Source organism: Microbispora sp. CSR-4 (assembly GCF_008033685.1).
GTDB lineage: Bacteria > Actinomycetota > Actinomycetes > Streptosporangiales > Streptosporangiaceae > Microbispora.
The window spans coordinates 56,835-81,574 of sequence record NZ_VJVX01000005.1; the positions used below are offsets into that span (position 1 = coordinate 56,835).

General features: G+C 68.9%; 23 protein-coding genes. 20 read left to right on the top strand and 3 right to left on the bottom strand.

The genetic code is table 11. From position 1 onward, the window contains the following. Nucleotides 1–92: 92 nt before the first annotated feature. From FLV34_RS07100 to rfbD, 7 genes are all read left to right on the top strand, one after another. Entirely contained in the window at nt 93–1,013 is a 921-nt protein-coding gene (locus tag FLV34_RS07100) for an EamA family transporter (RefSeq protein WP_142648035.1), read from the top strand. 9 nt (nt 1,014–1,022) lie between these two features. Continuing rightward, entirely contained in the window at nt 1,023–1,637 is a 615-nt protein-coding gene (locus tag FLV34_RS07105) for a GntR family transcriptional regulator (RefSeq protein WP_147942654.1), read from the top strand. A gap of 126 nt (nt 1,638–1,763) precedes the next feature. Beyond that, complete coding sequence (locus FLV34_RS07110; RefSeq protein ID WP_142619795.1) at nt 1,764–2,135, top strand: hypothetical protein; 372 nt, start codon at nt 1,764–1,766, stop codon at nt 2,133–2,135. Between the two features lie 661 nt (nt 2,136–2,796). Then, nucleotides 2,797–4,194 (top strand): sugar transferase, encoded by a 1,398-nt coding sequence (locus FLV34_RS07115; RefSeq protein ID WP_261985685.1) that lies wholly within the window; start codon nt 2,797–2,799, stop codon nt 4,192–4,194. 1 nt (nt 4,195) lies between these two features. Further along, on the top strand, nt 4,196–5,260 hold the full coding sequence (locus FLV34_RS07120; protein ID WP_147942656.1) for a glucose-1-phosphate thymidylyltransferase: 1,065 nt from the start codon (nt 4,196–4,198) through the stop codon (nt 5,258–5,260). A gap of 54 nt (nt 5,261–5,314) precedes the next feature. Then, complete coding sequence (gene rfbB, locus FLV34_RS07125) at nt 5,315–6,283, top strand: dTDP-glucose 4,6-dehydratase (protein ID WP_147942657.1); 969 nt, start codon at nt 5,315–5,317, stop codon at nt 6,281–6,283. Continuing rightward, nucleotides 6,280–7,122 carry a dTDP-4-dehydrorhamnose reductase gene (gene rfbD, locus FLV34_RS07130; RefSeq protein WP_147942658.1) on the top strand — a complete coding sequence of 281 codons (843 nt, stop codon included), beginning with the start codon at nt 6,280–6,282 and terminating at the stop codon, nt 7,120–7,122. Before rfbB ends, rfbD begins: the two co-directional genes overlap by 4 nt. Here rfbD and rfbC read toward each other — a convergent pair. Continuing rightward, complete coding sequence (gene rfbC, locus FLV34_RS07135) at nt 7,104–7,694, bottom strand: dTDP-4-dehydrorhamnose 3,5-epimerase (RefSeq protein WP_147942659.1); 591 nt, start codon at nt 7,692–7,694, stop codon at nt 7,104–7,106. The genes rfbD and rfbC overlap by 19 nt on opposite strands. Nucleotides 7,695–7,812: 118 nt before the next feature. Between rfbC and FLV34_RS07140 the strand changes: the two genes are divergently transcribed. Genes FLV34_RS07140 through FLV34_RS07170 form a run of 7 tightly spaced genes read left to right on the top strand, consistent with a single transcriptional unit; the run spans nt 7,813 to nt 15,177 of the window. Next, entirely contained in the window at nt 7,813–9,039 is a 1,227-nt protein-coding gene (locus FLV34_RS07140) for a class I SAM-dependent methyltransferase (protein ID WP_147942660.1), read from the top strand. After that, complete coding sequence (locus FLV34_RS07145; RefSeq protein ID WP_147942661.1) at nt 9,036–9,830, top strand: sugar phosphate nucleotidyltransferase; 795 nt, start codon at nt 9,036–9,038, stop codon at nt 9,828–9,830. Before FLV34_RS07140 ends, FLV34_RS07145 begins: the two co-directional genes overlap by 4 nt. Beyond that, nucleotides 9,814–10,452: a PIG-L deacetylase family protein gene (locus tag FLV34_RS07150; RefSeq protein ID WP_261985686.1), complete on the top strand. Its 639-nt coding sequence runs from the start codon at nt 9,814–9,816 to the stop codon at nt 10,450–10,452. Before FLV34_RS07145 ends, FLV34_RS07150 begins: the two co-directional genes overlap by 17 nt. A 14-nt stretch (nt 10,453–10,466) precedes the next feature. Further along, nucleotides 10,467–11,486, top strand: coding sequence for an NAD(P)-dependent oxidoreductase (locus FLV34_RS07155; RefSeq protein ID WP_147942662.1), 1,020 nt, complete (start codon nt 10,467–10,469; stop codon nt 11,484–11,486). Nucleotides 11,487–11,500: 14 nt separating this feature from the next. Beyond that, on the top strand, nt 11,501–12,754 hold the full coding sequence (locus FLV34_RS07160) for a DUF4910 domain-containing protein (RefSeq protein WP_147942663.1): 1,254 nt from the start codon (nt 11,501–11,503) through the stop codon (nt 12,752–12,754). Then, nucleotides 12,751–13,719, top strand: a complete 969-nt coding sequence (locus FLV34_RS07165; protein ID WP_147942664.1) for a hypothetical protein — start codon at nt 12,751–12,753, stop codon at nt 13,717–13,719. The genes FLV34_RS07160 and FLV34_RS07165 overlap by 4 nt, the downstream gene beginning before the upstream one ends. A gap of 12 nt (nt 13,720–13,731) precedes the next feature. Further along, entirely contained in the window at nt 13,732–15,177 is a 1,446-nt protein-coding gene (locus FLV34_RS07170; RefSeq protein ID WP_147942665.1) for an oligosaccharide flippase family protein, read from the top strand. Nucleotides 15,178–15,180: 3 nt separating this feature from the next. Here the strand turns inward: FLV34_RS07170 and FLV34_RS07175 are convergent, their stop codons facing one another. Beyond that, nucleotides 15,181–16,122 (bottom strand): glycosyltransferase, encoded by a 942-nt coding sequence (locus tag FLV34_RS07175; RefSeq protein WP_147942666.1) that lies wholly within the window; start codon nt 16,120–16,122, stop codon nt 15,181–15,183. A 209-nt stretch (nt 16,123–16,331) separates the two neighbouring features. On the opposite strand from FLV34_RS07175, the gene FLV34_RS07180 reads away from it, so the two are divergent. Then, nucleotides 16,332–17,291, top strand: coding sequence for a hypothetical protein (locus FLV34_RS07180; RefSeq protein ID WP_147942667.1), 960 nt, complete (start codon nt 16,332–16,334; stop codon nt 17,289–17,291). A gap of 74 nt (nt 17,292–17,365) precedes the next feature. On the opposite strand, the gene FLV34_RS07185 is transcribed toward FLV34_RS07180, so the two are convergent. After that, entirely contained in the window at nt 17,366–18,271 is a 906-nt protein-coding gene (locus FLV34_RS07185) for a DUF6492 family protein (RefSeq protein WP_315985139.1), read from the bottom strand. Nucleotides 18,272–18,349: 78 nt separating this feature from the next. Here FLV34_RS07185 and FLV34_RS07190 point away from each other — a divergent pair, with 78 nt between their 5' ends. The 5 genes from FLV34_RS07190 (at nt 18,350) to FLV34_RS07210 (ending at nt 24,715) form a co-directional block, all read left to right on the top strand. Beyond that, nucleotides 18,350–19,075 (top strand): hypothetical protein, encoded by a 726-nt coding sequence (locus tag FLV34_RS07190; protein WP_147942669.1) that lies wholly within the window; start codon nt 18,350–18,352, stop codon nt 19,073–19,075. After that, the gene (locus FLV34_RS07195) at nt 19,072–20,409 is read left to right on the top strand and encodes an O-antigen ligase (protein ID WP_261985687.1); all 1,338 of its coding nucleotides are present in this window, start codon (nt 19,072–19,074) and stop codon (nt 20,407–20,409) included. Before FLV34_RS07190 ends, FLV34_RS07195 begins: the two co-directional genes overlap by 4 nt. Next, nucleotides 20,406–21,218 (top strand): WecB/TagA/CpsF family glycosyltransferase, encoded by an 813-nt coding sequence (locus FLV34_RS07200; protein WP_147942670.1) that lies wholly within the window; start codon nt 20,406–20,408, stop codon nt 21,216–21,218. The genes FLV34_RS07195 and FLV34_RS07200 overlap by 4 nt, the downstream gene beginning before the upstream one ends. 18 nt (nt 21,219–21,236) lie before the next feature. After that, nucleotides 21,237–23,303, top strand: a complete 2,067-nt coding sequence (locus FLV34_RS07205; protein WP_147942671.1) for a glycosyltransferase — start codon at nt 21,237–21,239, stop codon at nt 23,301–23,303. Nucleotides 23,304–23,416: 113 nt separating this feature from the next. Further along, nucleotides 23,417–24,715: a hypothetical protein gene (locus tag FLV34_RS07210; protein WP_147942672.1), complete on the top strand. Its 1,299-nt coding sequence runs from the start codon at nt 23,417–23,419 to the stop codon at nt 24,713–24,715. The last annotated feature ends 25 nt before the right edge of the window (nt 24,716–24,740 follow it).

Below are 24,740 nucleotides of genomic sequence, written 5' to 3' on the forward strand. Positions count from 1 at the left end.
CGACTTGGGCCACAGCCCCATATCGGGACAGTCTCGACGTTGCGGGGGGAAATTGCTTGCTCAGCGCTGTCTAGTTGTCAGACAATCCTCGCATGAACTCACGATCGGGCCCGCTCGCCGTGGTCGCGGCGGCCGTCCTGTGGGGGACCGCGGGCACCGTGGGCACCCTCGCCACCGCCGGCTCCGTCTCGCTGGCCGCGGCCCGCCTCGTGCTCGGCGGGGCCCTGCTGGGCGCGCTGGCGCTGGCCGCGCACCGCCGCACCCCTGGCCGGAACGTTCCGCTGCGCTGGTCGCTGATCTTCGGAGCCGCCGCGGTCGCCGCCTACCAGCTGTGCTACTTCGCCGCCGTCGGCAGGACGGGCGTGGCGGTCGGCACCGTGGTGGCCATCGGCAGCGGGCCGGTCTTCACCGGGCTGCTGTCCTGGATCGTCGGGCACGAGCGGCCGAGCGGGCGCTGGGCGCTCGCCACGGCCGCCGCGGTGGCCGGATGCGCGGTGCTCGTCACCGGCGGGCGGGGAACGGGCGGGGTGGACGCCGGCGGCGTCGCGCTCGCCCTCCTCGGCGGGCTCCTGTACGCCTTCTACGCGGTCGTGGCGGCCCGCGCCATCGGCAGGGGCATGGAGTCGGGGATCGTCATGGGCGTCATGTTCGGCGGCGCGGCCGTGCTCATGCTGCCGGTCCTCGCCCTGACCGGGCCGGGCTGGCTCGCGAGCCCGGGCGGCCTGCTCACCGCGCTCTACCTCGGCTGCGCCACGACCGGGCTGGCCTACCTCCTGTACGGCCGGGGCCTGCGCACCACACCCGTCGCCACGGCGGCCACGCTCGCGCTGGCCGAGCCCGCCGTCGCGGCCCTGCTGGGCGTCGTGGCGCTGCGCGAGCACCTGTCGCTCGTCTCGTGGGCCGGTCTCGTGCTGCTCGCCCTCGGGCTGGTCGTGGTGGCGCTGCCCGCCCGGACGCGTACGGACATCGCGGCACCCGGGACGCCGAGGGCGCCGGCCCGGAGCCCCCACTAGGCTCGGCACGTGACCACCCTGAGACCCGTCTCCACCGTCGAGGCGCTCGCCGCCGCGCTGCGCGAGCGGGTGCTGTCCGGGGACATCGAGCCGGGGGCCGCGCTGCCCGAGCAGGAGCTGTCCGCCCGCTACGGCGTGGCCCGGCCCACCGTGCGGGAGGCGCTGGCGCTGCTCGTCCACGAGGGACTGCTGCGGCGCGAGCGCAACCGCAGCGCGTACGTCCCGGTGCTCACCTCCGCCGACCTCGCCGACCTCATGTACGTGCGCGCGCCACTGGAGGAGCTGATGGCGCAGGCCGTCGCCGGGCGCCGCGTGACGGCGGCGGAGGAGGCGCTGGACCGCCTGTCCGGCCTGCCGGCCGGCGCGCCCTGGGCGGCCGTGGTGGCCGAGCACATGGCGCTGCACGAGGCGCTCGTCGCCGCCGTCGGCAGCCCCCGCCTCGAACGCCTGTACGCCACGCTCGCGGCCGAGACGAGGCTCGGGCTGGTCGGGCTCAGGCACGCGTACGAGGATCCCCGCGAGCTCGCCACGGAGCACGCCGCGCTGCTGCGCGTGATCACCGAGGGACCGGCGGACGCGGCCGTCCGCGCGGTGCGCGAGCACCTGCGGTGGCGGCACACCTGATTCCACGCCGCGCTCTCGGATCCGGATTCCCTTGCACTGCTCTCTCGGGCGCCGATTCCCTTGCGCCGCTCTCTCGGGTGCCGATTCCCTTGCACCATGCGGCTCGAAGTCGTCACAATCGCGGCCATGCACGGCAACCCTGTGCCGGACACCTATGTGTACGTCACCGAAGAAGGCGTGACACGTCACTACGCCGACGGCAGCGTCGAGGCCCTCGCCTGGGAGGACGTCGTCGAGGTGCGCGTCGGCGGCCACGGCGAGAAGGAGCCGCCCGGCCACCCGGAGGACGTCTTCATCGTCCTTCTCGACCGTGAGGGCGAGGGATGCGTGGTGCCGCACTCGGCAACGGACGCGAACTTCCTGGCCCGGTTGCGCTACCTGCCCGACTTCGACCTCGAACGCCTGAGCACTGCGGTCGCGAGCGCGCGGTCGGACTACGTCGTCGTGTGGCGCAGCCCGGAGCCGCCCTCCCCTCTCCCCGACCTGGAATACGACTAGAACTCCCGGCCGCCCTCCCATGATCCTTTCAATCAACGCGTACTGACATATTCAACGGCAATGCGGGCGACTTGTGGGATATGGCGGGTTTACGGACTGGCGCTGGCGGCGTGTGCGACATGGGCGGAAACCCCCGGCGTGCGATCCGGCCCGCATTCGGCCGCCCGGAGGTGTGTTACAGACGGGCCGGTATCGGACGCCGTGATCGGTTCAGGCTCGGCCTCCGGGAGGGCGTCGCGAAGCCGCGCGCGGGTACGCGCAGGTACGCCACCTGCGTCGACCGGCCCCCGGTCGCCCGGGCGGCCCGCGGCCCCACATGTGGAGTGTATTTCGGCAGGTTACGGGGGTGCGTACTTCGGACGTCCGTTCTCCAAGCCCATCGAAGGTGGGCACTTTTGGACCGTTCCGTCAAGTCATTCCGAGAGTGTCACGGCGGCCAAATGTGGACAGGAGCTACCGTTCCGTAGGCGTAGATCGCTCTTTAATATCAAAGTCGGATAGCAGGCGATGAAGCGGCTGTGCTTCAGGTCAACCTGTGGGGCGGAACAGGCGTCAAGTCTGCAAAGTCCGGCTACTAGGGGCGTGATAGATGGAGACGCGGTTGGGGTCGGCCCCGGCGCGAACTGTCACCACGCACGTCGAGCAACGGAGATACACCAGCATGGCGACGGCGGCCTACTTCAGGCTGCTGATGGCCGGTGACCTGGTGTGTTCGATCTCCGCGTTCGGTGTGGTCGAGGGGACACGGCTCGCGCTCGGCGCGTTCATACCCGTGGTGGACCTCATTTTCGGCATCACCTTGACCATCCTCTGGCCCGGCGTCATGAGCCTGGTCGGCAGCTACCGCAGGAGCACGCACGGCGAGGGGACCGAGGAGTTCCGCGCCGTCGCGCAGGGCGGCTTCGGACTCGTCGCGACGGTCGCGATCGGGGCGTACGTCACGCAGACCACCGTGGCCAGAAGCTACGTCATGGCCATGGTGCCGCTCGCGACGTTCGTCACCCTGGTGTTCCGCCACCGGATGCGCAAGCGCCTGCACCGGTCCCGCGCCCGCGGCGAGTACATGCGCCGCGTCGTCGCGGTCGGGCACGGCGCGGCCGTTCTCGACCTCGTCATGCAACTGCGGCGGCAGCCGTACCACGGGATGCGCGTCGTCGCCGCGTGCCTGCCGAACCCGCAGGACCACGGCCGGCTTCTCGACGTCGACGACATCCCCGTGCTCGGGGACTTCACCGACGTGGCGGCGGTGGTCGACAAGGTGTCCGCCGACGCCGTGGCCGTCCTGGCCTGCCCCGAACTGGACGGCGCCGCGCTGCGCCGCCTCGCGTGGGGCATCGAGTCGAGAGGCGCCGAGCTGTTCGTCGCCCCGGCCCTCATGGACGTCGCGGGACCCCGGGTGAGCGTGCGGCCGGTCGCCGGGATGCCGCTCCTCCATGTGCAGCACCCTGACCTCGACGGCACCGGCCAGCTCGTGAAGAGCGTCTTCGACAAGGTGGTCGCGGCGGTCATGCTGGCGATCCTGGCGATGCCGATGCTCGCCATCGCCATCGCGATCCGCCTCACGAGCCCCGGTCCCGCACTCTTCAAGCAGACCCGGGTCGGCCGGCACGGCCGCGAGTTCCAGGTGCTCAAGTTCCGGACGATGGTGGTGGGTGCCGAGAAGATGCGGCAGGTCCTTCTTGACGACAACGAGTCGGACGGAGTGTTGTTCAAGATTAGGAACGATCCAAGGATCACCCGCGTGGGGGCCGTTCTGCGCCGTCACTCGCTCGACGAGCTGCCCCAGCTCATCAACGTGCTGCGGGGCGAGATGTCCCTCGTAGGCCCGCGTCCGCCGCTGCCGTCCGAGGTCGAGCAGTACGGGGTGGACGTGCGCCGTCGCCTCGTCGTCAAGCCGGGCATGACGGGCCTGTGGCAGGTCAGCGGCAGGTCCGATCTGTCGTGGGACGAGTCGGTCCGGCTCGACCTGCGCTACGTGGAGAACTGGTCGCTGATGCTGGACCTCCAGGTGCTCTGGAAGACGTGGTCGGCGGTCACCCGCGGCGACGGGGCCTACTGAGGTGAAGGCGCTCGTCCTGGCCGGCGGATCCGGAACCCGCCTGCGGCCCATCACGCACACGCAGGCCAAGCAACTGGTCCCGGTGGCCAACAAGCCGGTGCTCTTCTACGGCCTGGAGTCGATCGCGGCGGCCGGCATCCGTGAGGTCGGCATCGTCGTCGGCGACATGCACGCCGAGATCGAGGCGGCGGTCGGCGACGGCTCCCGGTTCGGCCTGCAGGTCACCTATCTCCGTCAGGAGGCGCCGCTCGGGCTGGCGCACGCCGTGCTGATCGCCCGCGATTACCTCGGCGACGACGACTTCGTCATGTATCTCGGCGACAACTTCGTTGTGGGCGGCATCGAGGGCCTGGTCGAGCGCTTCCGGGCGCGGCGGCCGAGCGCGCAGATTATGCTGACCCGGGTGTCTGACCCGCGCCAGTTCGGCGTCGCCGAGCTGGACGCCGGCGGCCGGGTCGTCGCGCTTGTGGAGAAGCCGAGCGAGCCGAAGAGCGACCTCGCCCTTGTCGGCGTCTACCTGTTCACCCCGGCGGTGCACGAGGCGGTGGCGGACCTCAAACCGTCGTGGCGGGGCGAACTGGAGATCACCGATGCCATCCAGTGGCTCATCGACGCCGGTCACGACGTGGAGCCGTCGATCATCTCGGGCTACTGGAAGGACACCGGGAACGTCGCCGACATGCTGGAGGTGAACCGGCTCGTGCTGGAGTCGCTGGAGCCTCGGATCGACGGCGACGTCGAGGACAGCGAGATCATCGGGCGGGTCGTGGTGGAGGCCGGCGCCTCGGTGCGCCACTCCCGCATCGTCGGGCCTGTGGTGGTCGGCGCCGGGACCGTCATCAGCAGCTCGTACGTCGGCCCGTTCACCTCGATCGGCGCCGACTGCCTCCTGAGCGGGAGCGAGATCGAATATTCGATCGTGCTGTCTCGCGCTTCCATCGCGGGGGTTCGTCGGATCGAGGCCTCGCTGATCGGCCACGACGTCGAGGTGACCCCGGCGCCCGAGACGCCGCGGGCCCACCGTCTGGTGCTGGGGGATCACAGCAAGGTGCAGATCACCTCATGAGCACATCGCCCAGCGGTTTCTTTCGTCACCCCCTTCGCCCTGGAGACTCCTGACGTGAGGCTATTGATCACTGGCGGCGCCGGTTTCATCGGCTCCCAGTACGTGCGAACCGTGCTCACCGGCGGATATCCCGCTTTCGCCGGCGCGCGGGTCACCGTGCTGGATCGGCTGACCTACGCGGGCAATCTCGCCAACCTCGCTCCCGTCGAGGGGGGTTACGACTTCGTCCACGGGGACGTCTGCGACGCGGACCTGCTCCGCGAGGTGGTTCCCGGTCACGACATAGTGATCAATTTCGCGGCCGAGTCCCACGTCGACCGCTCGATAGAAGGCGCGGCCGATTTCGTGCGCACCAACGTCCTCGGCGTGCAGACCCTCCTCGACGCCTGCCTGTCCGCGGGCGTCGGAAAGGTCGTGCACGTGTCCACCGACGAGGTCTACGGCTCGATCGACGTGGGCTCCTGGGACGAGAACGCGCCGCTCGCCCCGCGTTCGCCGTACGCCGCGGCAAAGGCCGGCGGAGACATGATCGCCAGGGCGTACGCCATCACCCACGGCCTGCCGGTGTCGATAACGAGGTGCGGCAACAACTACGGGCCCTACCAGTACCCCGAGAAGGTCATCCCGCTGTTCGTGACCAACCTCGTCGAGGGCCGCCGCGTTCCGCTCTACGGCGACGGGGGGAACATCCGCGACTGGATCCACGTCGCGGATCACTGCCGGGGCATCCAGCGCGTGGCCGAGGTGGGGGAGCCCGGCGAGGTCTACCACATCGCCGGGACGGCCGAGCTGTCCAATCTGGAGCTCACCGAGAAGCTGCTCGCGGCGTTCGGCGCGGGCTGGGACCGGGTCGAGCGGGTGGCCGACCGGAAGGGGCACGACCGGCGCTACTCACTCGATGACCGGAAGCTGCGTGCCCTCGGCTACGCCCCGGAGATCCCCTTCGATGAGGGCCTGGCCGCCACCATCCGGTGGTACGTCGACACCCCGCAGTGGTGGAAGCCGTTACGGACGCGCGGATGAGGTGGATGGTGACGGGTGCCGGGGGCATGCTCGGCACGGATCTCATGGACGCGCTGGCCGTTGAGGACGCCTTCGGCTTCGGCCGTGACCTCGACGTCACGGACGGCAGAGCCGTGGAGGACACCCTGGACGACCTCGCCCCCGACGTCGTGGTGAACTGCGCCGCCTGGACCGACGTCGACGGTGCCGAGACCCGCCCCGAAGAGGCCATGGAGGTCAACGGCCGCGCCGTCGAAGGGCTCGCGCTGGCCTGTGCCAAACGCGGGGTGCGCCTCATCCACATCTCCACCGACTACGTTTTCGACGGCGCAGGCCGCGAGCCGTACGGCGAGGACGACGTCCCGCTGCGCCCCGTCAACGCGTACGGGTGGTCGAAGCTGGCCGGGGAGCGGGCCGCGCTTGAGCACGGCCACACGGTGGTCCGCACCGCCTGGCTCTACGGCGCCCGGGGCCGCAGTTTCCCGGCCACGATCATCCGCCTGGCGGCCGAGCGGGAGACCGTCCAGGTGGTGACCGACCAGGTGGGCCAGCCGACCTGGTCCGCGGACCTGGCCGCCCGCCTGGTCGAGCTGGGCCGTTCCGGCGCGCCGGGCGGCGTCTACCACGGCACCAACGCGGGGCGGACGACCTGGTACGCGTTCGCCCGGGAGATCTTCACGCTGCTCGGCGCGGATCCCGGCCGGGTCGTCCCGACCTCGTCCGCCGCCTTCGCCCGGCCCGCCCCGCGGCCGGCGTGGAGCGTGCTGGGACACGGTCGCTGGGCGGAGGCGGGCCTGCCGCCGATGCGGCACTGGCGTGAGGCTCTGCGCGCGGCGTGGCCTTACCTGAGCGTGTCGTAGAAGGCGAGGCAGGTGTCGTGATCCGGCAGCAGTCCCGCCTCGCGCGCCTCCTTGAGCGAGGGGGCGGCGGCGTCCTTGGCCGACAGGATCGGCTCGATGTCCGAGGGCCACTCGATGCCCAGATCAGGATCGAGCGGGTGCACGCCGTGTTCGCGCCCGGGAGCGTACGGCTGGGAGCAGAGATAGACCACGACGGCCTGCTCGCTCAGCGCGAGGAAGCCGTGGCCCAGCCCCTCCGCGATGTAGAGGGCCCGGCGGTCGACGTCGTCGAGCAGCACGGCCTCCCAGGACCCGTACGTGGGAGAGCCCACCCGGAGGTCCACGACGACGTCGAGCACGCTCCCGGCGACACAGGTGACATATTTGGCTTGTCCCGGCGGCACGTCGGCGAAGTGGATCCCCCGCAGCGTCCCCTTCTTGGAGACCGAGCAGTTCACCTGCGCGAGATCGAGGGTGTGCCCGGCGGCCTCACGAAGGTCGGCGGCCCTGAAGGACTCGAGGAACGAGCCGCGTTCGTCGGTGTGAATGCGGGGGGTGTGGCACCAGGCCCCGGGGATGTTGAGCCGATCCATGGACGAAGCATGACATATAGGGAGGAAACTCCTCTCGTTATTCATGTGATCCCTGCGCGGCAACCGGTTCTCCGTGTCGCGCGTCTTCCAGCGGTAAGCATGTGACAAGGGAGCATTGATGACAACGTGCCGCTTATGCGGTTCGGCGGCGCTGGCGAGCATCGTCGATCTCGGCGCGACGCCCCCCTGCGAGCGATTCCTCACCCGGGAACAGCTCGACGAGCCGGAAAACACCTACCCCTTGCATCTGCGTTTGTGTACCGGCTGTCTGCTGGCGCAAATCCCTCCTCTGATCACGCCTGAGGAGACATTCACCGAATATGCCTATTTCTCCTCATATTCGACGTCCTGGGTGGAGCACGCCCGCCGGTTCGTGACAGGCGCCGCCGAGCGACTGGGGCTGTCCGGGAGCTCGTTCGTGGTCGAGGTGGCCAGCAACGACGGTTACCTGCTGCGCCACGTCGTGGAACGCGGCATCCGCTGCCTCGGGATCGAGCCGTCCGCCAACGTCGGTCAGGCGGCGAAGGACGCCGGGGTGCCGACCCTCACGGCCTTCCTCACCCCGGAGACCGGCGCCGCCGTACGGGAGGAGCACGGCCCGGCCGATCTCGTCGTCGCCAACAACGTGTACGCCCACATCCCCGACGTCATCGGCTTCACCCAGGGGCTGCGCGCCCTGGTCGCCGACGACGGCTGGGTGTCGATCGAGGTGCAGCACCTGCTCACCCTGATCGAGGGCACGCAGTACGACACCATCTACCACGAGCACTTCCAGTACTACACGGTCGCCTCCGCGATGCGGGCCCTGGCGAGCGGCGGGCTGGCCCTCGTGGACGTCGAGTCGCTGCCGACCCACGGCGGCTCGATCCGGCTGTGGGCGCGGCCGGTCGAGGCGGCGGGTGAGCCGGGCCCACGGGTGGCCGACCTGCTGGCCAGGGAGAAGGCCGCGGGCCTGCACGAGCTTTCCGGGTACGCCGAGTTCGCCGCCCGGGTGGCCCGGGTGCGGCGCGACCTGCTGGCCTTCCTCATCCGAGCGGCCGAGGAGGGCCGGACGGTCGTCGGCTACGGCGCGCCCGGCAAGGGGAACACGCTGCTCAACCACTGCGGCATCCGCCCGGACCTGCTGCCGTACACGGTGGACCGCAACCCGTACAAGCACGGCAGGTTCACTCCCGGCACCCGGATCCCCATCCTGCCGCCGGAGCGGATCGCGCAGGACCGGCCCGACTACGTGCTCGTGCTCCCGTGGAACCTCCGCGCGGAGATCACCGAGCAGCTGGCCCACGTTCGCGACTGGGGAGGCCGCCTGGTCTTCCCCATTCCCCGGCTGGAGGTCGTCTCATGAAGGTCGTCCTCTTCTGCGGCGGGCGCGGCTCCCGGATGCGCGGCGGCGACTTCGACCTGCCGAAGCCCATGCAGCCAGTCGGGCCGAGACCACTTATCTGGCACGTGATGCGCTATTACGCGCATCACGGGCACAACGAGTTCGTCCTCTGCCTGGGCTACGGCGCCGAGCACATCAAGAACTTCTTCCTCGACTACCAGGAGACCGCCTCCAACGATTTCGTACTGCGGGGCGGCAGGGTCGAGTTGCTCTCCACCGACATATCCGACTGGTCGATCTCCTTCATCCACACGGGCACCGACTCGGCCATCGGCGAGAGGCTGCGGCGGGTGCGCGAGCACGTCGAAGGCGAGGAGATGTTCCTGGCGAACTACGCGGACGTGCTCACGGACGCACCGCTGGACGAGATGATCAACCGCTTCGCGGCATCCGACGCGGGGGGCTCGATGATGGTCGTGCCGCCGCCGGGCACGTTCCACTGCGTCCAGTTGGGCGAGCAAGGGACGGTCGACAACATCACGCCCGTCGTCGAGATGCCGTTGTGGATCAACGGCGGCTACTTCGTCCTCCGTCAGGAGGTCTTCGATCACATCCCGCCGGGAGGCGATCTGGTGGCTGACGGCTGTGTCGCACTGGCCAAGCGAGGCAGGCTTCTCGGCTTCCCCTATCGGGGATTCTGGCGGCCCACCGACACGGTCAAGGAGCGTGCCCAACTGGACGAGGAGTACGCCAGAGGCGAGCGGCCGTGGGCGCTGTGGGAGGAGAAGCGGGATCTTGCGGCTCATCCCTGAACCGTGTGAGGAGATCGTCCTCCTCGGCGCGCACTGTGACGACATTCCGATCGGCGCGGGCGGGAGCCTTCTGCAGTTGTGCCGGGCCAGACCGGGGCTTCGGGTGCGCGCACTCGTGCTGTCGGGCGCGGGCACCGTTCGCGAGAAGGAGGAGCGGGCGGCGCTGGCCTCCTTCTGCCCGAAAGCGGATCTCGAGGTGACTGTTCTGGACGTACCCGACGGGCGCCTGCCAGCGCACTGGGACCGGGCCAAGGACGCCCTGCACGCGCTGCGCGACGGAGCCACTCCCGACCTGGTTCTCGCACCCGCTCCGCACGACGCGCATCAGGACCATCGGGGCCTGGCCAGGCTCGCGCCCACGGTCTTCCGCGGGGTGCTCGTGCTCGGCTACGAGATCCTCAAGTGGGAGTCGGATCTGGCCCAGCCGAACGTCTTCCTGCCGTTGGCGGAGGAGTCGCTGCGGGAGAAGATCGAACTGCTCCACCGGCACTACCCCTCGCAAAGGGATCGGGACTGGTTCGACTCCGAGGCTTTCCACGGCCTGGCCAGGCTCAGGGGAATCCAGAGCCGGACCCGCTATGCCGAGGCATTCCACAGCGACAAGATCGTCATAGGCGTCTGACAGGGAGAGACATCGTGCGCGTTCTTCTGACTGGCCATCAAGGCTATCTCGGCACCGTGATGGGCCCGGTTCTGTCGGCGGCCGGTCATGAGGTGGTCGGGCTCGACTCGGGTCTGTTCGCCGACTGCGTCCTGGGTCCCGCCCCCGCGGACCCTCCCGGATTCGCCGTCGACCTGCGGGACGCCCGCCCCGAGCACGTGGAGGGCTTCGACGCCGTGGTCCACCTCGCGGCGCTCTCCAACGACCCGCTCGGTGCGCTCGAGCCCGAACTGACCTACGACATCAACCACCGTGCCTCCGTGCGCCTCGCGCGCCTGGCGCGGGACGCGGGCGTCAAGCGCTTCCTCTACGCCTCCACCTGCTCGGTGTACGGAGCCTCGGGCGGAGACGAACTGGTGGGAGAGGACGCTCCGTTGCGGCCCGTCACGCCGTACGCCGTGTCGAAGGTGCGGGTGGAGGAGGACCTCGTCGCTCTGGCGGACGCCGACTTCACCCCGGTGTTCCTGCGCAACGCGACCGCCTTCGGCTTCTCGCCCAGGCTCCGCGCGGACATCGTTCTCAACAACCTGGTGGGGCACGCGCTGCTGACCGGAACCGTGAAAGTGCTCTCCGACGGCACCCCGTGGCGTCCGCTGGTCCATGCCGAGGACATAGCGCAGGCCTTCGCGCTGGCGCTGGAAGCGCCGCGGGAAGCCGTGCACGCCAAAGCCTTCAACGTCGGCACGGAGGAGAACAACGTGACCGTGGCGCAGATCGCCGCGGAAGTGGTGTCGGCTGTGCCGGGCTCGGAGCTGGAGATCACAGGCGAGGCTGGAGCCGATCCGCGCTCCTACCGCGTCGGCTTCTCGCGTCTTCGCGAGGCGCTGCCCGGCTATCACGCCAAATGGACGGTTCGGGCCGGCGCGGCCGAGTTGGTCGACGCCTACCGGAGGTGTGGCCTGACCCAGCACGGTTTCGACCATCGCTTCACGCGTCTGGCCTGGCTCGCCGCGCGGCGTGAGGCGGGGACGATCGACGGCGGGTTGCGTCCGTGAGCCCCGGAGAGCGGATGCACGCTCTTGTGACGCGGCTGCATCCCCTCTGCCGCAGCAGAACGGGCGACGGAGTGCGCCGGACCCTGGAGATCATCGGGGAGCGCATCCCGCTGGAGATCCACGAGGTGCCTACCGGTACGCGGGTCCTCGACTGGGTGGTGCCGCGTGAGTGGAACATCAGGGACGCCTATATCAAGGACCCGGCGGGGCGGCGGGTCGTGGACTTCCACGCGTCTCCCCTGCACGTGGTCGGCTACAGCCTGCCGGTGTCGGCTGTCATGCGCCTGGAAGAGCTGAGACCCCATCTCCATACGCTCCCGGACAAACCCGAACTGGTGCCCTACAGAACCGACTACGAGGGTGAGACCTGGGGCTTCTGCCTGAGCCAGAAGACGCTGGACGGGCTGGACGAAGGACCCTACGAGGTGCTGATCGACTCCACGCTGGCCGACGGGCATCTCACGTACGGCGAGCACGTCATCCCGGGCAGCGGCCACGACGAGGTCCTCATCAGCCTGCACACATGTCATCCCGCGCTGGCCAACGAGACGCTCGCGGGCATAGCCGTGGCGGTCGAGCTCGCCGAGCGCCTCGCCGAGACCAGGCCGCGCCACACCTATCGCTTCCTTTTCGCGCCCGCCACGATCGGGGCGATCACGTGGCTGGCTCGCAACAGAGAGGGTGTGGGCAGGGTCGAACACGGGCTCGTCCTCGCGTGCGCAGGGGACCCGGGGCCTTTCCGGTACAAGCGCAGCCGTAGGGGGAACGCGGCGATCGACAGGGTGGCGGCGCACGTTCTGAGCACCCGGGAGCACACCGTCATCGATTTCGTCCCCTTCGGCTACGACGAGCGGCAGTTCTGCTCGCCGGGTTTCGACCTGCCCATCGGCCTGCTCACCCGGACGCCGAACGAGGAATTTCCCGAGTATCACACCTCGGCGGACGATCCCGGCTTCGTCACCGCCCATGCCATGGCCGACACCCTGGCGGTGATGGAGGAGATCGTTCAGGTGATCGAGGGTGACCGCGCCTATGTCAACCTGCAGCCCTACGGCGAGCCTCGCCTCGGGCCGCGGGGACTGTACAAGTCGCCGGTTACGCACACCGATCACCGGCAGTACCAGATGGCGATTCTGTGGGTGCTGAACCTCTCCGACGGAGAGCACAGCCTTTTGGACATCGCGGAGCGATCGGGAATCCCGTTCGCGGTCATCCGCGCGGCCGCCGCGGCCCTTGAGGAGGCCGCCCTGTTGGAGGAGAGAGCGTGAACTTCGTTGTGGGTGATTTGGTCGAGGTGCGCAGTGCGGAGGAGATCCTCGCCACGCTCGACGAGAACGGCGAGCTTGACGGCCTCCCGTTCATGCCGGAGATGCTGAAGTTCTGCGGCCGGAGGATGAGCGTCTACAAGGTCGCTCACAAGCTTTGTGACACGATCGAGCGGACGGGGCTGCGGCGCATGACCGACGCCGTCCATCTGACGGGCTCACGATGCGACGGCAGCGCGCACGGGGGCTGCCAGACCGCCTGCCTGTTGTACTGGAAGACGGCGTGGATCAGGAAGGTCACCCCTCAGGATCCGGAACCGGATCCCTCGCCTGTGCCGGTGGACGTGGAAATTCTGGAGCGCGCCACCACGAAGGAGCCGTTCCCGGACGGGGCGCCCCGCTACTCCTGCCAGGCGACGGAGATTCTGCGGGCCGCCCCCCAGGTCCTGCCGCTGAAGGACATGCGCCAGTTCGTCTGGGATGTGCGCTCCGGTAACTCGAGCGTCGGCGAGACCATGAAGGGTCTCTTCATCGGTCTGTTCGACCGGTTCCAGGCAAAGAGCAGGCGGGTCCTTCCCAAGCGGCTGTGGATCAAGGAAGGGCTGGAGTGGGGCTTCTTCAAGGGAACGGCCGTCGGTCCGACTCCCGTCGCCGATCTCGGACTGCGGCCAGGTGACCGGGTCAGGGTCAGATCGAAGGCGGAGATCGCCGCGACCCTCAACGAGCAACTGCGCAACAGGGGGATGGCGTTCGACGAAGGGCTCACCCGCTTCTGCGGCCGGGAGTCCCGCGTGCTCGGCAAAGTCGAGCGGTGTGTGGACGAAGCGTCGGGCCGAATGCTGGAGATGAAGACGCCCTGCATCCTGCTCGACGACTTCGTCTGTCCGGGCACGCACAGCCTCAACTGCCCCAGAGGACACCTGCCGTTCTGGCGGGAGATCTGGCTGGAACGGATCGGTGAGAAGTGAGGAGAACGACGCATGCCGGAGAATGAGAGCGATCGCGCCGGTTCGGCGGGACTGGGCCTTCGCTGGGGTCTGCTGGCGAGGGTGGCCACCAAAGTCGGCTCCTTCGCGATGAGCCTGATTCTGGCCAGGCTCCTGGCGCCCTCCGATTTCGGCGTCTACGCGGTCGCCCTGGCGGCTCAGCAGTTCCTCTGGCACGTCAACGACGCCGGGATCGTCGCCGCCATCGTCCAGTGGCGCGGCAAGATCGAGGATGTCCTGCCGACGGCGACGACGATGGTCCTGACGTTCAGCCTGACCGTGTACGGCCTGCTGTGGCTGTTCGCGCCGTACTTCGCCACAGTCGCGGGCAACCCCCGGGCCGAGGGCATGGTGCGCATGCTCGCCGTCCTCATCGTCATCGACGGCTTCGTCGGCGTACGCAGTGCAGTGCTGCTGCGGAGGTTCCAGCAGGGAAAGATCGCGAAGGCGAACATGGCCGGCATGGTGGTGCAGGTGCCGGTGGCCGTGGGGATGGCCGCGGCGGGCGCGGGGGCGTTCAGCTTCGCGGGCGGAGCCATCTCCTCCTCCCTGCTCGCCGGTGTCCTGATGATCGCATGGGCGAGGGAGCCCATCAGGTTCGGCCTGCGCCGCGAGGTCGTCGTCAAGCTCCTGCGCTTCGGACTCCCCCTGGCGGCCAGCCTCGGCGTCGAGGCCCTGCTGCTCAACGCCGACACCGTCATCGTCGGCGCGGTCTACGGCGCCACCGTCCTCGGCTTCTACACGCTCGCGTTGAACATCTCCAACTGGGTGCCCGGGCTCGTCGGAGAAGCCCTCCGTCATGTGACGCTGCCGGGCTTCTCGCGTGTCGCCGACCAACGTCCCGAAGAGTTGTCCGCCAAAGTGCAGCAGATCATTCCGATGGTCGTCATTCTTGTGGTTCCGGTGGCCGTCCTGGTCGGCGTGCTCGCCCCGGCGATCGTGCCATTCCTGTACGGCGAGCGCTGGCTGCCCTCCGCCGCCGCGCTCTCCTTCCTGATGGTGTCGATGGCGGTGCGGATGCTCTCCGGCACCGTTTTCGACGTCCTCACCTCCGTGGGCGCCACCAAGAGCATCGCGATCATGAACCTGTGCTGGGCGGTGGTGCTGATCCCCGCCCTGTGGGCCGGCGCGCACATCGGCGGGATACGCGGGGTGGCCATCGCCCACGCTCTTGTGGGCCTCCTGCTCACCGTCCCGATGGGAGCGCTCTTCCTGCGTCGCATCGGGGTGCCGGTGGCGCCGATCGGTTTCGCGTCCGTTCGGCCGTTGATCGGAGGGCTCGCCGCCGGCGTGGTCGCCTGGCTGGCCCTGAGGGCGACATCGGGGGCGATCCCGCTGGTGCAGTTGGCGGCCGCCGGAAGCGCGGGCCTGCTCGTCTACGTCGCCACGGGCATCTCCTCGTCCCGCTTCAGGGAGATGCGGGTGCTGGCGACGAGCTGACCGCTACTCCGCTCGCCCCCGGACGAGCCCGACGGCGACGTGGGCCACGTTACGGGCCATCGGGACGGCGTTGCGCCGAAGCCACGGGGAGAGGGCGGCATAGGCGCGGAGCCGGTCGCCGGGGCTGAGCGGGGTGTGGCGGATCGCACGCGCGAGCGCCGCCCCCTCGGCCACGTTGGGCAGGAAGAAGCGGGAGTTCTCCTCGGGCTTCTCACGCTTGCGGAAAGCCCGCGCATGGTTGGCCCTGCTCACGCTCTTGGCGTGGTTGCGATGCCGCAGCAGCGGATCGTCCACGGCCACCATGGGGCCGAGCAGCGCCATCTGCGCGATCAGCACCCGATCGCAGGCCACGATGGGCTGGAGCGGTAGCGCGCGTTCCAGGAGTGAGCGGCGCATGAGCCCGTAGAACTGCAGAGTCTCGTCGTAGTGGACGAGCTTGCTGTGGAGGCGCCGCACCGGGTCGGGATGGTCGGTCGGCGCGGTGTTGCGCCAGAGCTTGATGAGTTCGCCGTCGGCGTCGATCTCCTCAGCGCCGGAAAAGGCGATGGAGGCGTCGGGGACCGCGCGCAGCGCCGCGGCGAGCAGGGTCAGGCGGTCCTCGCGGTACTCGTCGTCGGAGGAGGCGAAGGAGAAGAACTCGCCCCGCGTCTCGTGGACGATCTGGTTGTGGTTGGCGATGACCCCGAGGTTGCGATCGCGACGTATGTAGCGAACCCGCGGATCCTTCCTTGCCGCCTCCCGGCAGATCTCCTCGGTCGCGTCGGTCGAGCAGTTGTCCGCGATCACGAGGTCGAAATCGCCGTCCTGCGCCAGGATCGAGGCCAGGGATCCCGAGAGGTAAGGCTCACCGTTGTAGACGCAGAGCCCGATGCCGATCTCTGGAGCCGCCCGGCCGGCCAGTGAGGGAGCCGGATGCGCCTGGGGCGCGACAGCGTCGGCGGTCATCGTGTCAGCCTCCGGAGGATTTCACGTATCGGGGAGCACCCTAGAGTCTTGCCTACTCGATGCACGGACGCAGCGCATTCGCCCGGGACTTCCGCGGGGTGGACGGTGTGGCAGGGGAAACGTAACGTGGAAGCGCCGGGCTCCGATCTAGATCTGCATGCCCCTGCGGGGCTGGGGCCTTGTATTACGGCGGGGGCGAGAGGGAAAGTATGGCATTCTGGCGCATTATTCTCAGCCTTCTGCGGCATAAGATCGTGGGTCCGGTAGCAATCGTCCTGTCATTGTCGCTGGCCGTCACCGCCTTCCTCCTGATCCCCACTCGCTACAAGGCGAGCACGTCGCTGGCCTTCTTCGCGCCTCCGTCCGGTGGCACGCTCTCGTTCGACCCCGACAGGCCGGAGGGTCTCACCAATCCCCTGCTCCAGTACAACGACAGCCTGCGAACCGTGGCGGGCATCCTGATCGTCAAGATGAACAGCTCCTCGGCCCTGCAGGAGCTGGGGATCACCGACGACAGCCCCACCAAGCTGGTGGTCGACGACGGCCGGTCCAACGCGGAACTGATGGGGATCGTCTCCAACGGCCCCTTCGTCCTCATCTCCGTAACCAGCAACAGCCGTGCGGCCGTGTCGGACATGATGACGCGGGTGGAGCGGCGCATGCGCGACGAACTGATCAAGGAACAGCGGGCGCTCGGCGCGCCCGCCGGCACCTACATCGCGATGAACCGCGTGGCCGTGCAGGAGCCCAAGGAGATCCTGACAGACAAGTTCCAGGGGGCGGCCGGCGCCTTCCTGGCCGCTCTGGTCATCACGCTCGGCCTGGCGTACGCCGGACGGAACCGGCGGACCGCACGCTCCGGTGCGGCCGGAACCGCGTCGGCCGTGGCGCCCGTATCCGCGTCGCCAGAACCACCGGTGGCCGTCTGGCCGGCCGACGCCGTCACCGGCCCCTCGCCTGTCCTGACCGAGGAGCCGAAGCAGGTGGCCGCGGCCGATACGGGCGACAAAGAGGACAAGCACGTCGTTCTCGTGGCCGACGAGAGCGAAGAGGACGAACCCGAAGACTGGTGGAGCAGCGAGGACACCATCGCCTTCGAGAGGGTCGAGTTCGTTCCCAACGGTTCCAAGGACGGCAAGCGGCCGGGAGCGGACGAGAACGGTTCCTGAGCCCCACCGCTCACCGGGAAGGACCCGGTGAGCGTCGCTGCCGGCGCCACGGCACCCCGCCCGCGACCGCAGTACTAACCGGCGGCGACCTCTCGGCATCGTTTGATGGCCGCCTGCCTCACCTCATGCGGTGTTCCCGACTTCGAGGAGATCAGCACGCCCATCGCCGTGGGGGGCAGCCGGTCGACGAACGCGGCGGCGCTCTCCATGGTCATGGGCGACTCGTCGGGGCTCTTGTGGCAGATCGTCGTGTCGGACGGCGGGCGAACGCCTGAGGCGCAGAGCACCTCGTCGACGAAGACGCCGTAAAGCATGAATTCGGAGACGTGGAGGTGGGAGCCGAACGCGTCGGCCCAGTGGCGGCCGGTCGTCTCGGTGAGGTGCCGCTGGAGCGCCCGCACGTTCGCCGGGTCCCAGAACGTCAGCGGGCTCATGTAGTCGGGCAGCGGAGGCCCGGGCGCCGGCGGGAGCTTGAGCAGCTTTCTCGCGGTCTGGTGCCATACGACGTGTCGGTCCATTCCCGGCAGCACGCCGTTCTCCAGACGGTGCAGCAGGAACCCGCCGTCCACGAAGGCGCGGCTCGCGTCGGTCGGCCGGACGAGCACGACGTCCGAATCCGCCACCAGGACCACGTCCGCGTCCGACGAGGCCGTCGCGGCCAGCTTGATGATCTGTTGCATGACCCATCCGCGCACAGGTGGCCACGGCCGCAGGAGGTTCGCCCACAACCCGAGGCGTGGCACTTTGAGGAAACGCCGGGGGATGAACTCGTTCACCACTCGGATACGGCAGCGCGGTCCCGCGTACCTGGCGAACAGATGCCGGTCGGCCCGGGGCACGATCACATGGTGGACGGTGTCACTGGGAGTGAACTCGAGGACTGATTCATGCAGGTCGGCGAAGAAAACAGCGTCCGGCCCGTAGCTGGGCGTGATTACAGCCAGGGTGTTCACCTGCGCATATCGCGGCCGGCGGATCACTTGTTACGAATCGAGGGTAACGCCGCGGATCAGCGGGCCGATTCCTTTAGGGATTGTCGGCGGATTCATTCGGGGGGCGTGTTGGACTTCTGGCGGGCCATCGGAGTCGTACTGCGGCGATGGTACGTCGCGATTCCGGCCCTGCTCGCGGCGTTCGGCGGGTCCTACCTCGTGTACGTCAGCATCCCACCGCAGTACATCTCGCAGAGCGTGCTCACCCTCACCGTCCCGACGACAGGGCCGGTCAAGCCCGGAGACCCGAACGCGCGCGTACAGCAGGCCAATCCCATGCTCAACTTCGACGGCGGGCTGAACATGGCGGCCTCGATCATCGTCCAGGTGCTCGGCACCTCGGAGGTGCGGACCGCACTGGGCGCTCCCCGCGGAGGGGAGACCACCTACGAGGTGAACAACGGGAGTTCGAACCCGGAGTTGCTCTTCAGCTCGCCCTTCGTGTTCATACAGGGCAGGAGCGTGCATCCGGAGGAGGCCCGGAAGATCGTCGTCAAGGTCGCGGAACGTGCCAAAATCGAGTTGGACAAGCGCCAGCGGCAACTGAAGGCTCCGCCGGTGACCTTCATCGTCATGGCGGAGATGGTCGCGCCCACGGCGCCCATCTCGGAGCGCAGCGAGCGGACCCGCACCACGGCGGCCGTCCTCGTGCTCGGGGGGATCGCCGCCCTGTCGAGCGCGTTCATGGCCGAGAGCCTCGCGGCGGCGTCACGGAGGCGCGCGGCCTCACGAAGCCGTCCCCCTACGGAGGCCGATTGGCTGCCCGCCGAGCGGTCAGTGCTTCAGCGGTGAGCGCGGGACTCACCGCGGAGGCCGTCGAGCCTTCCGGACGCCGCGGGGCGGATGGAGCCACGATCGCGGCCCTGTTCGTCATGATCCTCATGCTCGTACCCGCCCGGCTGGTGCTCAAAGGCGTCCCGTTCGCCCTCACCCCCGCGGAGGCCGTCGGCCTGGTCGCGGTCGTGTGGTGGTTCTGCGCCCACCTGACGGATTCCCTGGGCGCGGCCAAGGGGTTCACACCGGTCCGCACGGCGATATACCTCTACGCCGTCGCCTACCTGATCACCTACGCCTACTCCGCGGCGGGCTACCTGCCCGAGCGGGAACTGGAGCTGGCGGACCACGTCGCCGTCATCGCGCTCGCGTTCGTCGGCATCGCCCTGCTGGCGTGCGACGGCGTCCGCGGCCGCGACCGCCTGGACCTCGTGCTCAAGGCCATCGTGGTCTGCGGCGCGATCATCGGTGCCATCGGTGCCGCCCAGTATCTGTTCTCCTTCGACCTGACCGAGTACATGAACCTGCCGGGAACCCGCATCAGGGGGACCGAGCCCACCATCCTCGTCAGAAACGGTCTCAACCGGGTCGCCTCCACCACGAGCCACCCCATCGAGTTCGGCGTCGTGAGCGCGATAGTCCTGCCGCTCGCGCTGCACTACGCGCTCGACGCCCGCGAGCGCCGGCTGCCCTCGCTGCGCTGGTGGTTGTGCTGCCTCCTGGTCGCGGCCGGGATGCTCTTCTCCGCCTCGCGTTCGACCGTGCTCGGACTCCTGGTAGGAGGGGCGGTCCTCCTGGTCGGGTGGCCGGCGGCCCGGCGCTGGCGGGCGCTTCTCGTCTTCGCCGGATTCCTCGTGGTGGTCCGGATCGCGGTGCCCGGCCTGCTCGGCGCGATCACGTCGCTCTTCGGCAACCTGGACAACGACTGGAGCCTCCGCTACCGGACCAACGACTACAGCACGGCATTCGCCGAGTTCGTCCTGCATCCGCTGCTCGGCCGTGGCTACGGCACGTGGTATCCCCCGTACTACCAGGTCTTCGACAACCAATACCTGCTCACGGCCGTGCAGGGCGGTGCTCTCGGCATTCTCGTCTTCGTCGGGCTCTTCCTGACCGCGATCTGGTCCGCCCTGCGGGCCAGGCGGCTGTCGGACGACCGCTCGATCCGAGATCTCGGCCTGAGCCTGGCCGCCTCGCTTGTCATCCCTCTGGTGGGCTCGGCCACCTTCGACCTGAACTCCTTCGAGACCACGAACGCCATGGCCTTCCTCCTCGTCGGCGTCGCAGGCGCATTGCTGCGGGTCGTGCACGAGGAGAGGAAGGCGACGAGTGACGCGGTGGCTGTTCCATGACCGACTCATCGACGGATTCCCCGTTGCCGGGGGAGATCTCGCGGTTTCGAGTGGGCGCCGTGGAGGTGATGGCCGTCGACGAGCCCTTCGTCGCCGATCACGTGGCCTCGGCCTGGAAACGGGACGAGGGTGGCTCGATCGTCACCGCCAACGTGGACATCGTCCGTCTGGCCACCCGCGATCCCGAACTGGCCGCTCTCGTCGACGGGGCCGACCTGGTCGTCGCCGACGGAATGCCGGTCGTCTGGGCGGCCCGGCTGGCGGGTCATCCGCTGCCCGGCAGGGTGACCGGCGCATCCCTCGTTTTCAGCCTCAGTGAGCGCGCCGCCCGCGAGGGCCGCTCGATCTTCCTCCTCGGCGGCGAGCGAGGAGTCGCGGACGAGGCGGCGCGAGTGCTCGTCGAGCGTTACCCGGGCCTGCGCGTGGCCGGCACCTACGCGCCTCCCTTCGGGTTCGAGACCACGAGCGAGGGGGTGCGAGAAGCCGTCGACCGAGTCCTGGCCGCAGCCCCTGATCTGGTGCTCGTCGGCCTCGGCTTTCCCAAGCAGGAGCGGCTCATCGCCGCGATCCGCGGCCGCTTGCCCGGTGCCTGGTACCTCGGATGCGGTGCGGGCATCCCCATGGCCGCGGGGCAGTTCCGCCGTGCGCCCGAGAGCGTTCAGCGGATGGGCGGGGAGTGGCTGTACCGCCTCTGGCTGGAACCTCGGCGTCTCGCCGGACGCTACCTCAGGCATGACCTCCCCTTCGCGCTGAAGGTGCTGACCGCCGCCGCACTCACCCGGCTCGCAGGCCCCCGGTCTCGGCCCTGACGGAAGAAGGGTTGGAACATGACTCTCGCGGTCGTCATCGTCACCTACGCGAGCGGCCAGGTCATCGAGGAGTGCCTGCGCTCGCTCGCGCCGGCGCTGGAGGGGGCCGGTCCCGCCAGGATCATCGTGGTCGACAACGACTCGCCCGACGACACCGTGCAGCGGGTGCGTGCCTTCGGCCAAGGCGTCGAGCTCATCGAGACCGGACGGAACGGGGGCTTCGCGTTCGGAGTGAACGCGGGCATCGCCGCCGCCGAGGGGTGCGACGTGCTCGTGCTGAACGCCGACATCAGGCTCGGGGCGGGAGCCGTGGCACCACTGCGCCGGGCACTCGCCGAGCCGGGCGTGGGCATCGCCGTACCCAAGCTGCTCGACGCGCACGGTGAGCTCCACCTCTCACTGCGCCGTAGGCCCACCGTGCTCAGAGCCCTCGGTGAGGCGCTCCTGGGCGGCTACCGGGCCGGGCGGATATCGCGGCTGGGCGAACTCGTGGTCGACCCGGAGGAGTACACCAGGGCGGGAACCGCGGACTGGGCGACAGGCGCGGCGTGGCTGGTCTCGCGGGCCTGCGTCGACGCGATCGGCACCCTCGACGAGCGGTACTTCCTCTACTCCGAGGAGACCGAGTACATGCTGCGGGCCGGCGAGCGTGGTTTCGCCGTACGTTACGAGCCCGACGCCGTGGCCGTTCATCTCGGCGGTGAACAGGCCAATTCAAGCCCGCTGTGGACCCTTGCCGCCGCCAACCGGGTGCGGCTCCACAGGGAGAGGCACGGAAGGCCGCGCGGCGAGCTGATGCGGCTCGGAGTGATGCTCAACGAGGCCGTCCGCATGGTCGGCAGAGGAGGGGCGAGAGGCCGGCGCCACCGTGCCGCCCTGCGTGAATTGCTGACGATGCGGCGCTGGCCCACCTTGCCGGGTCACACCGCGCCGCCCAGCGGGTATGTCTGCTTCTCCGCCCAGGACTGGTGGTACCACAACAGGGCGCACTCCGACTTCCAGCTCATGCGCCAGGTGGCGGCCCACCGCCGGGTCCTCGTCGTCAACAGCATCGGCATGCGGATGCCGATGCCCGGACGATCCACACACGTGGCGCGGCGCATCGCCCGGAAGCTGCGTAGTGTCGCGAAATTCATCAGACGGCCGATGCCGGACTTCTACGTGATGTCGCCCCTGCCCCTTCCCCTGTACGGCTCACGCCTGGGCAGGTGGGTGAACGCCACCCTCGTGAGGGCCCAGGTCAAAGCGGTCTGCCTGGCCCTCGGCCTGCACAGACCGGTGATCATGGTGACCTTGCCGACGGCCTGGGACGTGGTGCGACCCATGCGGAGGCACTCGCTGATCTTCAATCGCTCCGATCGGCACTCGGCCTTTCCGGAGTCGGCGGGCGAGGCCATCGAGTCGATGGAGCGCGAACTGCTGCGGCACGCCGATCAGGTGATCTACGTCAGCCGGACGCTGATGGCCGAGGATCGGGCGCTGGTGGGAGGCCGGGCACACTTCCTCGACCACGGCGTCGATCTGGAGCACTTCCGACGCGTCCCCCCGGAGCGGCTTCCCGCCGACCTGCTGGCCATCCCCGGGCCGCGCGTCGGCTTCTTCGGCGCGCTCGACGACTTCGTCGTGGACTTCGCCCTGCTTGAGCGCGTCGCCGAGGAGCTTCCCGACGTCTCGTTGGTGCTGATCGGCGACGCCAATGGTCCCATGGACCGGCTCACCGGGCATGCGAACGTTCACTGGCTCGGCTTCCTGCCGTACGAGCAGGTCCCCGCCTACGGCTCGGGCTTCGATGTGGCGATCATGCCGTGGCTGGACAACGAGTGGATCAGGTACTCGAACCCGATCAAGCTGAAGGAGTATCTGGCGCTCGGCCTGCCGGTGGTGAGCATGGACTACGGAGAGCTCGCCGCCTACGCGGACCGGGTCAGAGTGGCCACCAGCCACGACCTTTTCGTCAAGGCGATCCGGGAGAGCCTGTCGGAGGGTTTCCCGGCGTCGCCCGAGCAGCTACGTGCTTCGGTGCTCGACGCTGGCTGGTCCGCGCGCGCCGCCGTGCTCATGAGGCTTGCGGAGAAGCGTCCGTGAGACGGGCTCGTCTTCCAAATAGGAAGACATCCCGGGACAGGCGGCCGAATCACGGATAGCTTCGTGCAGGGCACTTCTTCGGCATCGACGAATACCGTTACGTGGGGAGAGGTATGGCCGCGAGCCGGTGGACGAGAAACGCACTCAGGGCCGCCGTGGTGCTGGGTGCGATCGGGCTGGGGTGCCTGGTCGTGAGCGCCAGCGTGGACAGGAAGCCTCCGGAGCTGGTCCTCCCCAAGGTTGCCTGGGAGGGTGGGCCTGCCTACTACAAGCGTTTCCCGGCTGCGGCTCAGGCGGGTTGGACGGATGCGTCGTTCTTTCCCATCGGTGTCTGGTTCGAGTCGGTCGTGGACGAGAAGGACGTGGTCACCGACAAGGCGGCGGGGCTCAACACCTACGTCGAGCTGACCGCCAACAGCAACGCCGACCTGCTGCGGAGACACGGCATGTGGGCGATCACCAGTAAGCCACTCCCCGGTGCGGGCCGGGAGACGGTCGGATGGATCATCGCCGACGAGGCCGACATGTTCGCCGGGCCAGGCGACGGCAAGTGGACGGGCAAGGTGACGGGCGAAGGCCCGCCCTGCGAGCCGGAGAAGCCGCCCTGCGGTTACACGGCGATGCGCACGCTGAAGGAGCGGCTGCCACGGGGCGACGGGCGCATGCACTATGCCAACTACGGCAAGGGCGTGGCCATGTGGGAGTCGGAGGCCGAGGCGGAGAGGTTCGTCAACGGCTACACGGACGTGATGTCGACGGACATGTACTGGTACACGGACCTCGGGATGTGCGAGGAGGCGGAGAACTTCCTCCGTCTGCCCCGGGACGAGTGCCCGGTGGCGGCCGACTACGGCATGCTCCTCGACAAGGAGCGCAGGCTGGACGGCAAGGACGGCAAACGGCAGCCCATTTACGCCTTCATCGAGGTGGGGTGGCCCGGCTCGAACGGCGTGAAGGCGATCAAGCCGGAGCAGATACGTGGCGCGGTGATGAATTCCCTCATCCACGAGGCCAGGGGGATCATCTACTTCAACCACAACTTCGGCGGACCCTGCGTCAGTCAGCACGCGCTCCGGGACTGCTCACCGGAGACGAGGGTCATGGTGACGCGGGTGAACCAGCAGATCAAGCAACTTGCCCCGGTGCTCAACACGCAGTCGTACGAGTTCGGCTTCTGCGCGGATCTGGACACCATGCTGAAAGGCCACGACGGTTCTTACTACGTCTTCGCCATGGTGAGACGCGGAAGCAAGGCCGGCCGGCACACGCTCACCCTTCCTCCCGCTTTGGCTGGAGCGGGCAAGGTCGAGGTGCTCTTCGAGAACCGGACGCTGCCCATCTCCTCCGGAGGGCAGTTCACCGACACATTCGAGGCAGAGTACACCTCGCACATCTACAAGATCACGCCGTGACGCCGGGCCCCGCGGCCCGGCGTCA

What these genes read in the sequence shown, in the direction of transcription:
- FLV34_RS07100 (WP_142648035.1), top strand. Translation starts at nt 93, where the DNA reads ATGAACTCACGATCGGGCCCGCTCGCCGTGGTCGCGGCGGCCGTCCTG.
- FLV34_RS07110 (WP_142619795.1), top strand. Translation starts at nt 1,764, where the DNA reads ATGCACGGCAACCCTGTGCCGGACACCTATGTGTACGTCACCGAAGAA.
- FLV34_RS07115 (WP_261985685.1), top strand. Translation starts at nt 2,797, where the DNA reads ATGGCGACGGCGGCCTACTTCAGGCTGCTGATGGCCGGTGACCTGGTG.
- rfbD (WP_147942658.1), top strand. Translation starts at nt 6,280, where the DNA reads ATGAGGTGGATGGTGACGGGTGCCGGGGGCATGCTCGGCACGGATCTC.
- rfbC (WP_147942659.1), bottom strand. Translation starts at nt 7,694, where the DNA reads ATGGATCGGCTCAACATCCCCGGGGCCTGGTGCCACACCCCCCGCATT.
- FLV34_RS07140 (WP_147942660.1), top strand. Translation starts at nt 7,813, where the DNA reads ATGACAACGTGCCGCTTATGCGGTTCGGCGGCGCTGGCGAGCATCGTC.
- FLV34_RS07145 (WP_147942661.1), top strand. Translation starts at nt 9,036, where the DNA reads ATGAAGGTCGTCCTCTTCTGCGGCGGGCGCGGCTCCCGGATGCGCGGC.
- FLV34_RS07160 (WP_147942663.1), top strand. Translation starts at nt 11,501, where the DNA reads ATGCACGCTCTTGTGACGCGGCTGCATCCCCTCTGCCGCAGCAGAACG.
- FLV34_RS07170 (WP_147942665.1), top strand. Translation starts at nt 13,732, where the DNA reads ATGCCGGAGAATGAGAGCGATCGCGCCGGTTCGGCGGGACTGGGCCTT.
- FLV34_RS07175 (WP_147942666.1), bottom strand. Translation starts at nt 16,122, where the DNA reads ATGACCGCCGACGCTGTCGCGCCCCAGGCGCATCCGGCTCCCTCACTG.
- FLV34_RS07180 (WP_147942667.1), top strand. Translation starts at nt 16,332, where the DNA reads ATGGCATTCTGGCGCATTATTCTCAGCCTTCTGCGGCATAAGATCGTG.
- FLV34_RS07200 (WP_147942670.1), top strand. Translation starts at nt 20,406, where the DNA reads ATGACCGACTCATCGACGGATTCCCCGTTGCCGGGGGAGATCTCGCGG.
- FLV34_RS07205 (WP_147942671.1), top strand. Translation starts at nt 21,237, where the DNA reads ATGACTCTCGCGGTCGTCATCGTCACCTACGCGAGCGGCCAGGTCATC.
- FLV34_RS07210 (WP_147942672.1), top strand. Translation starts at nt 23,417, where the DNA reads ATGGCCGCGAGCCGGTGGACGAGAAACGCACTCAGGGCCGCCGTGGTG.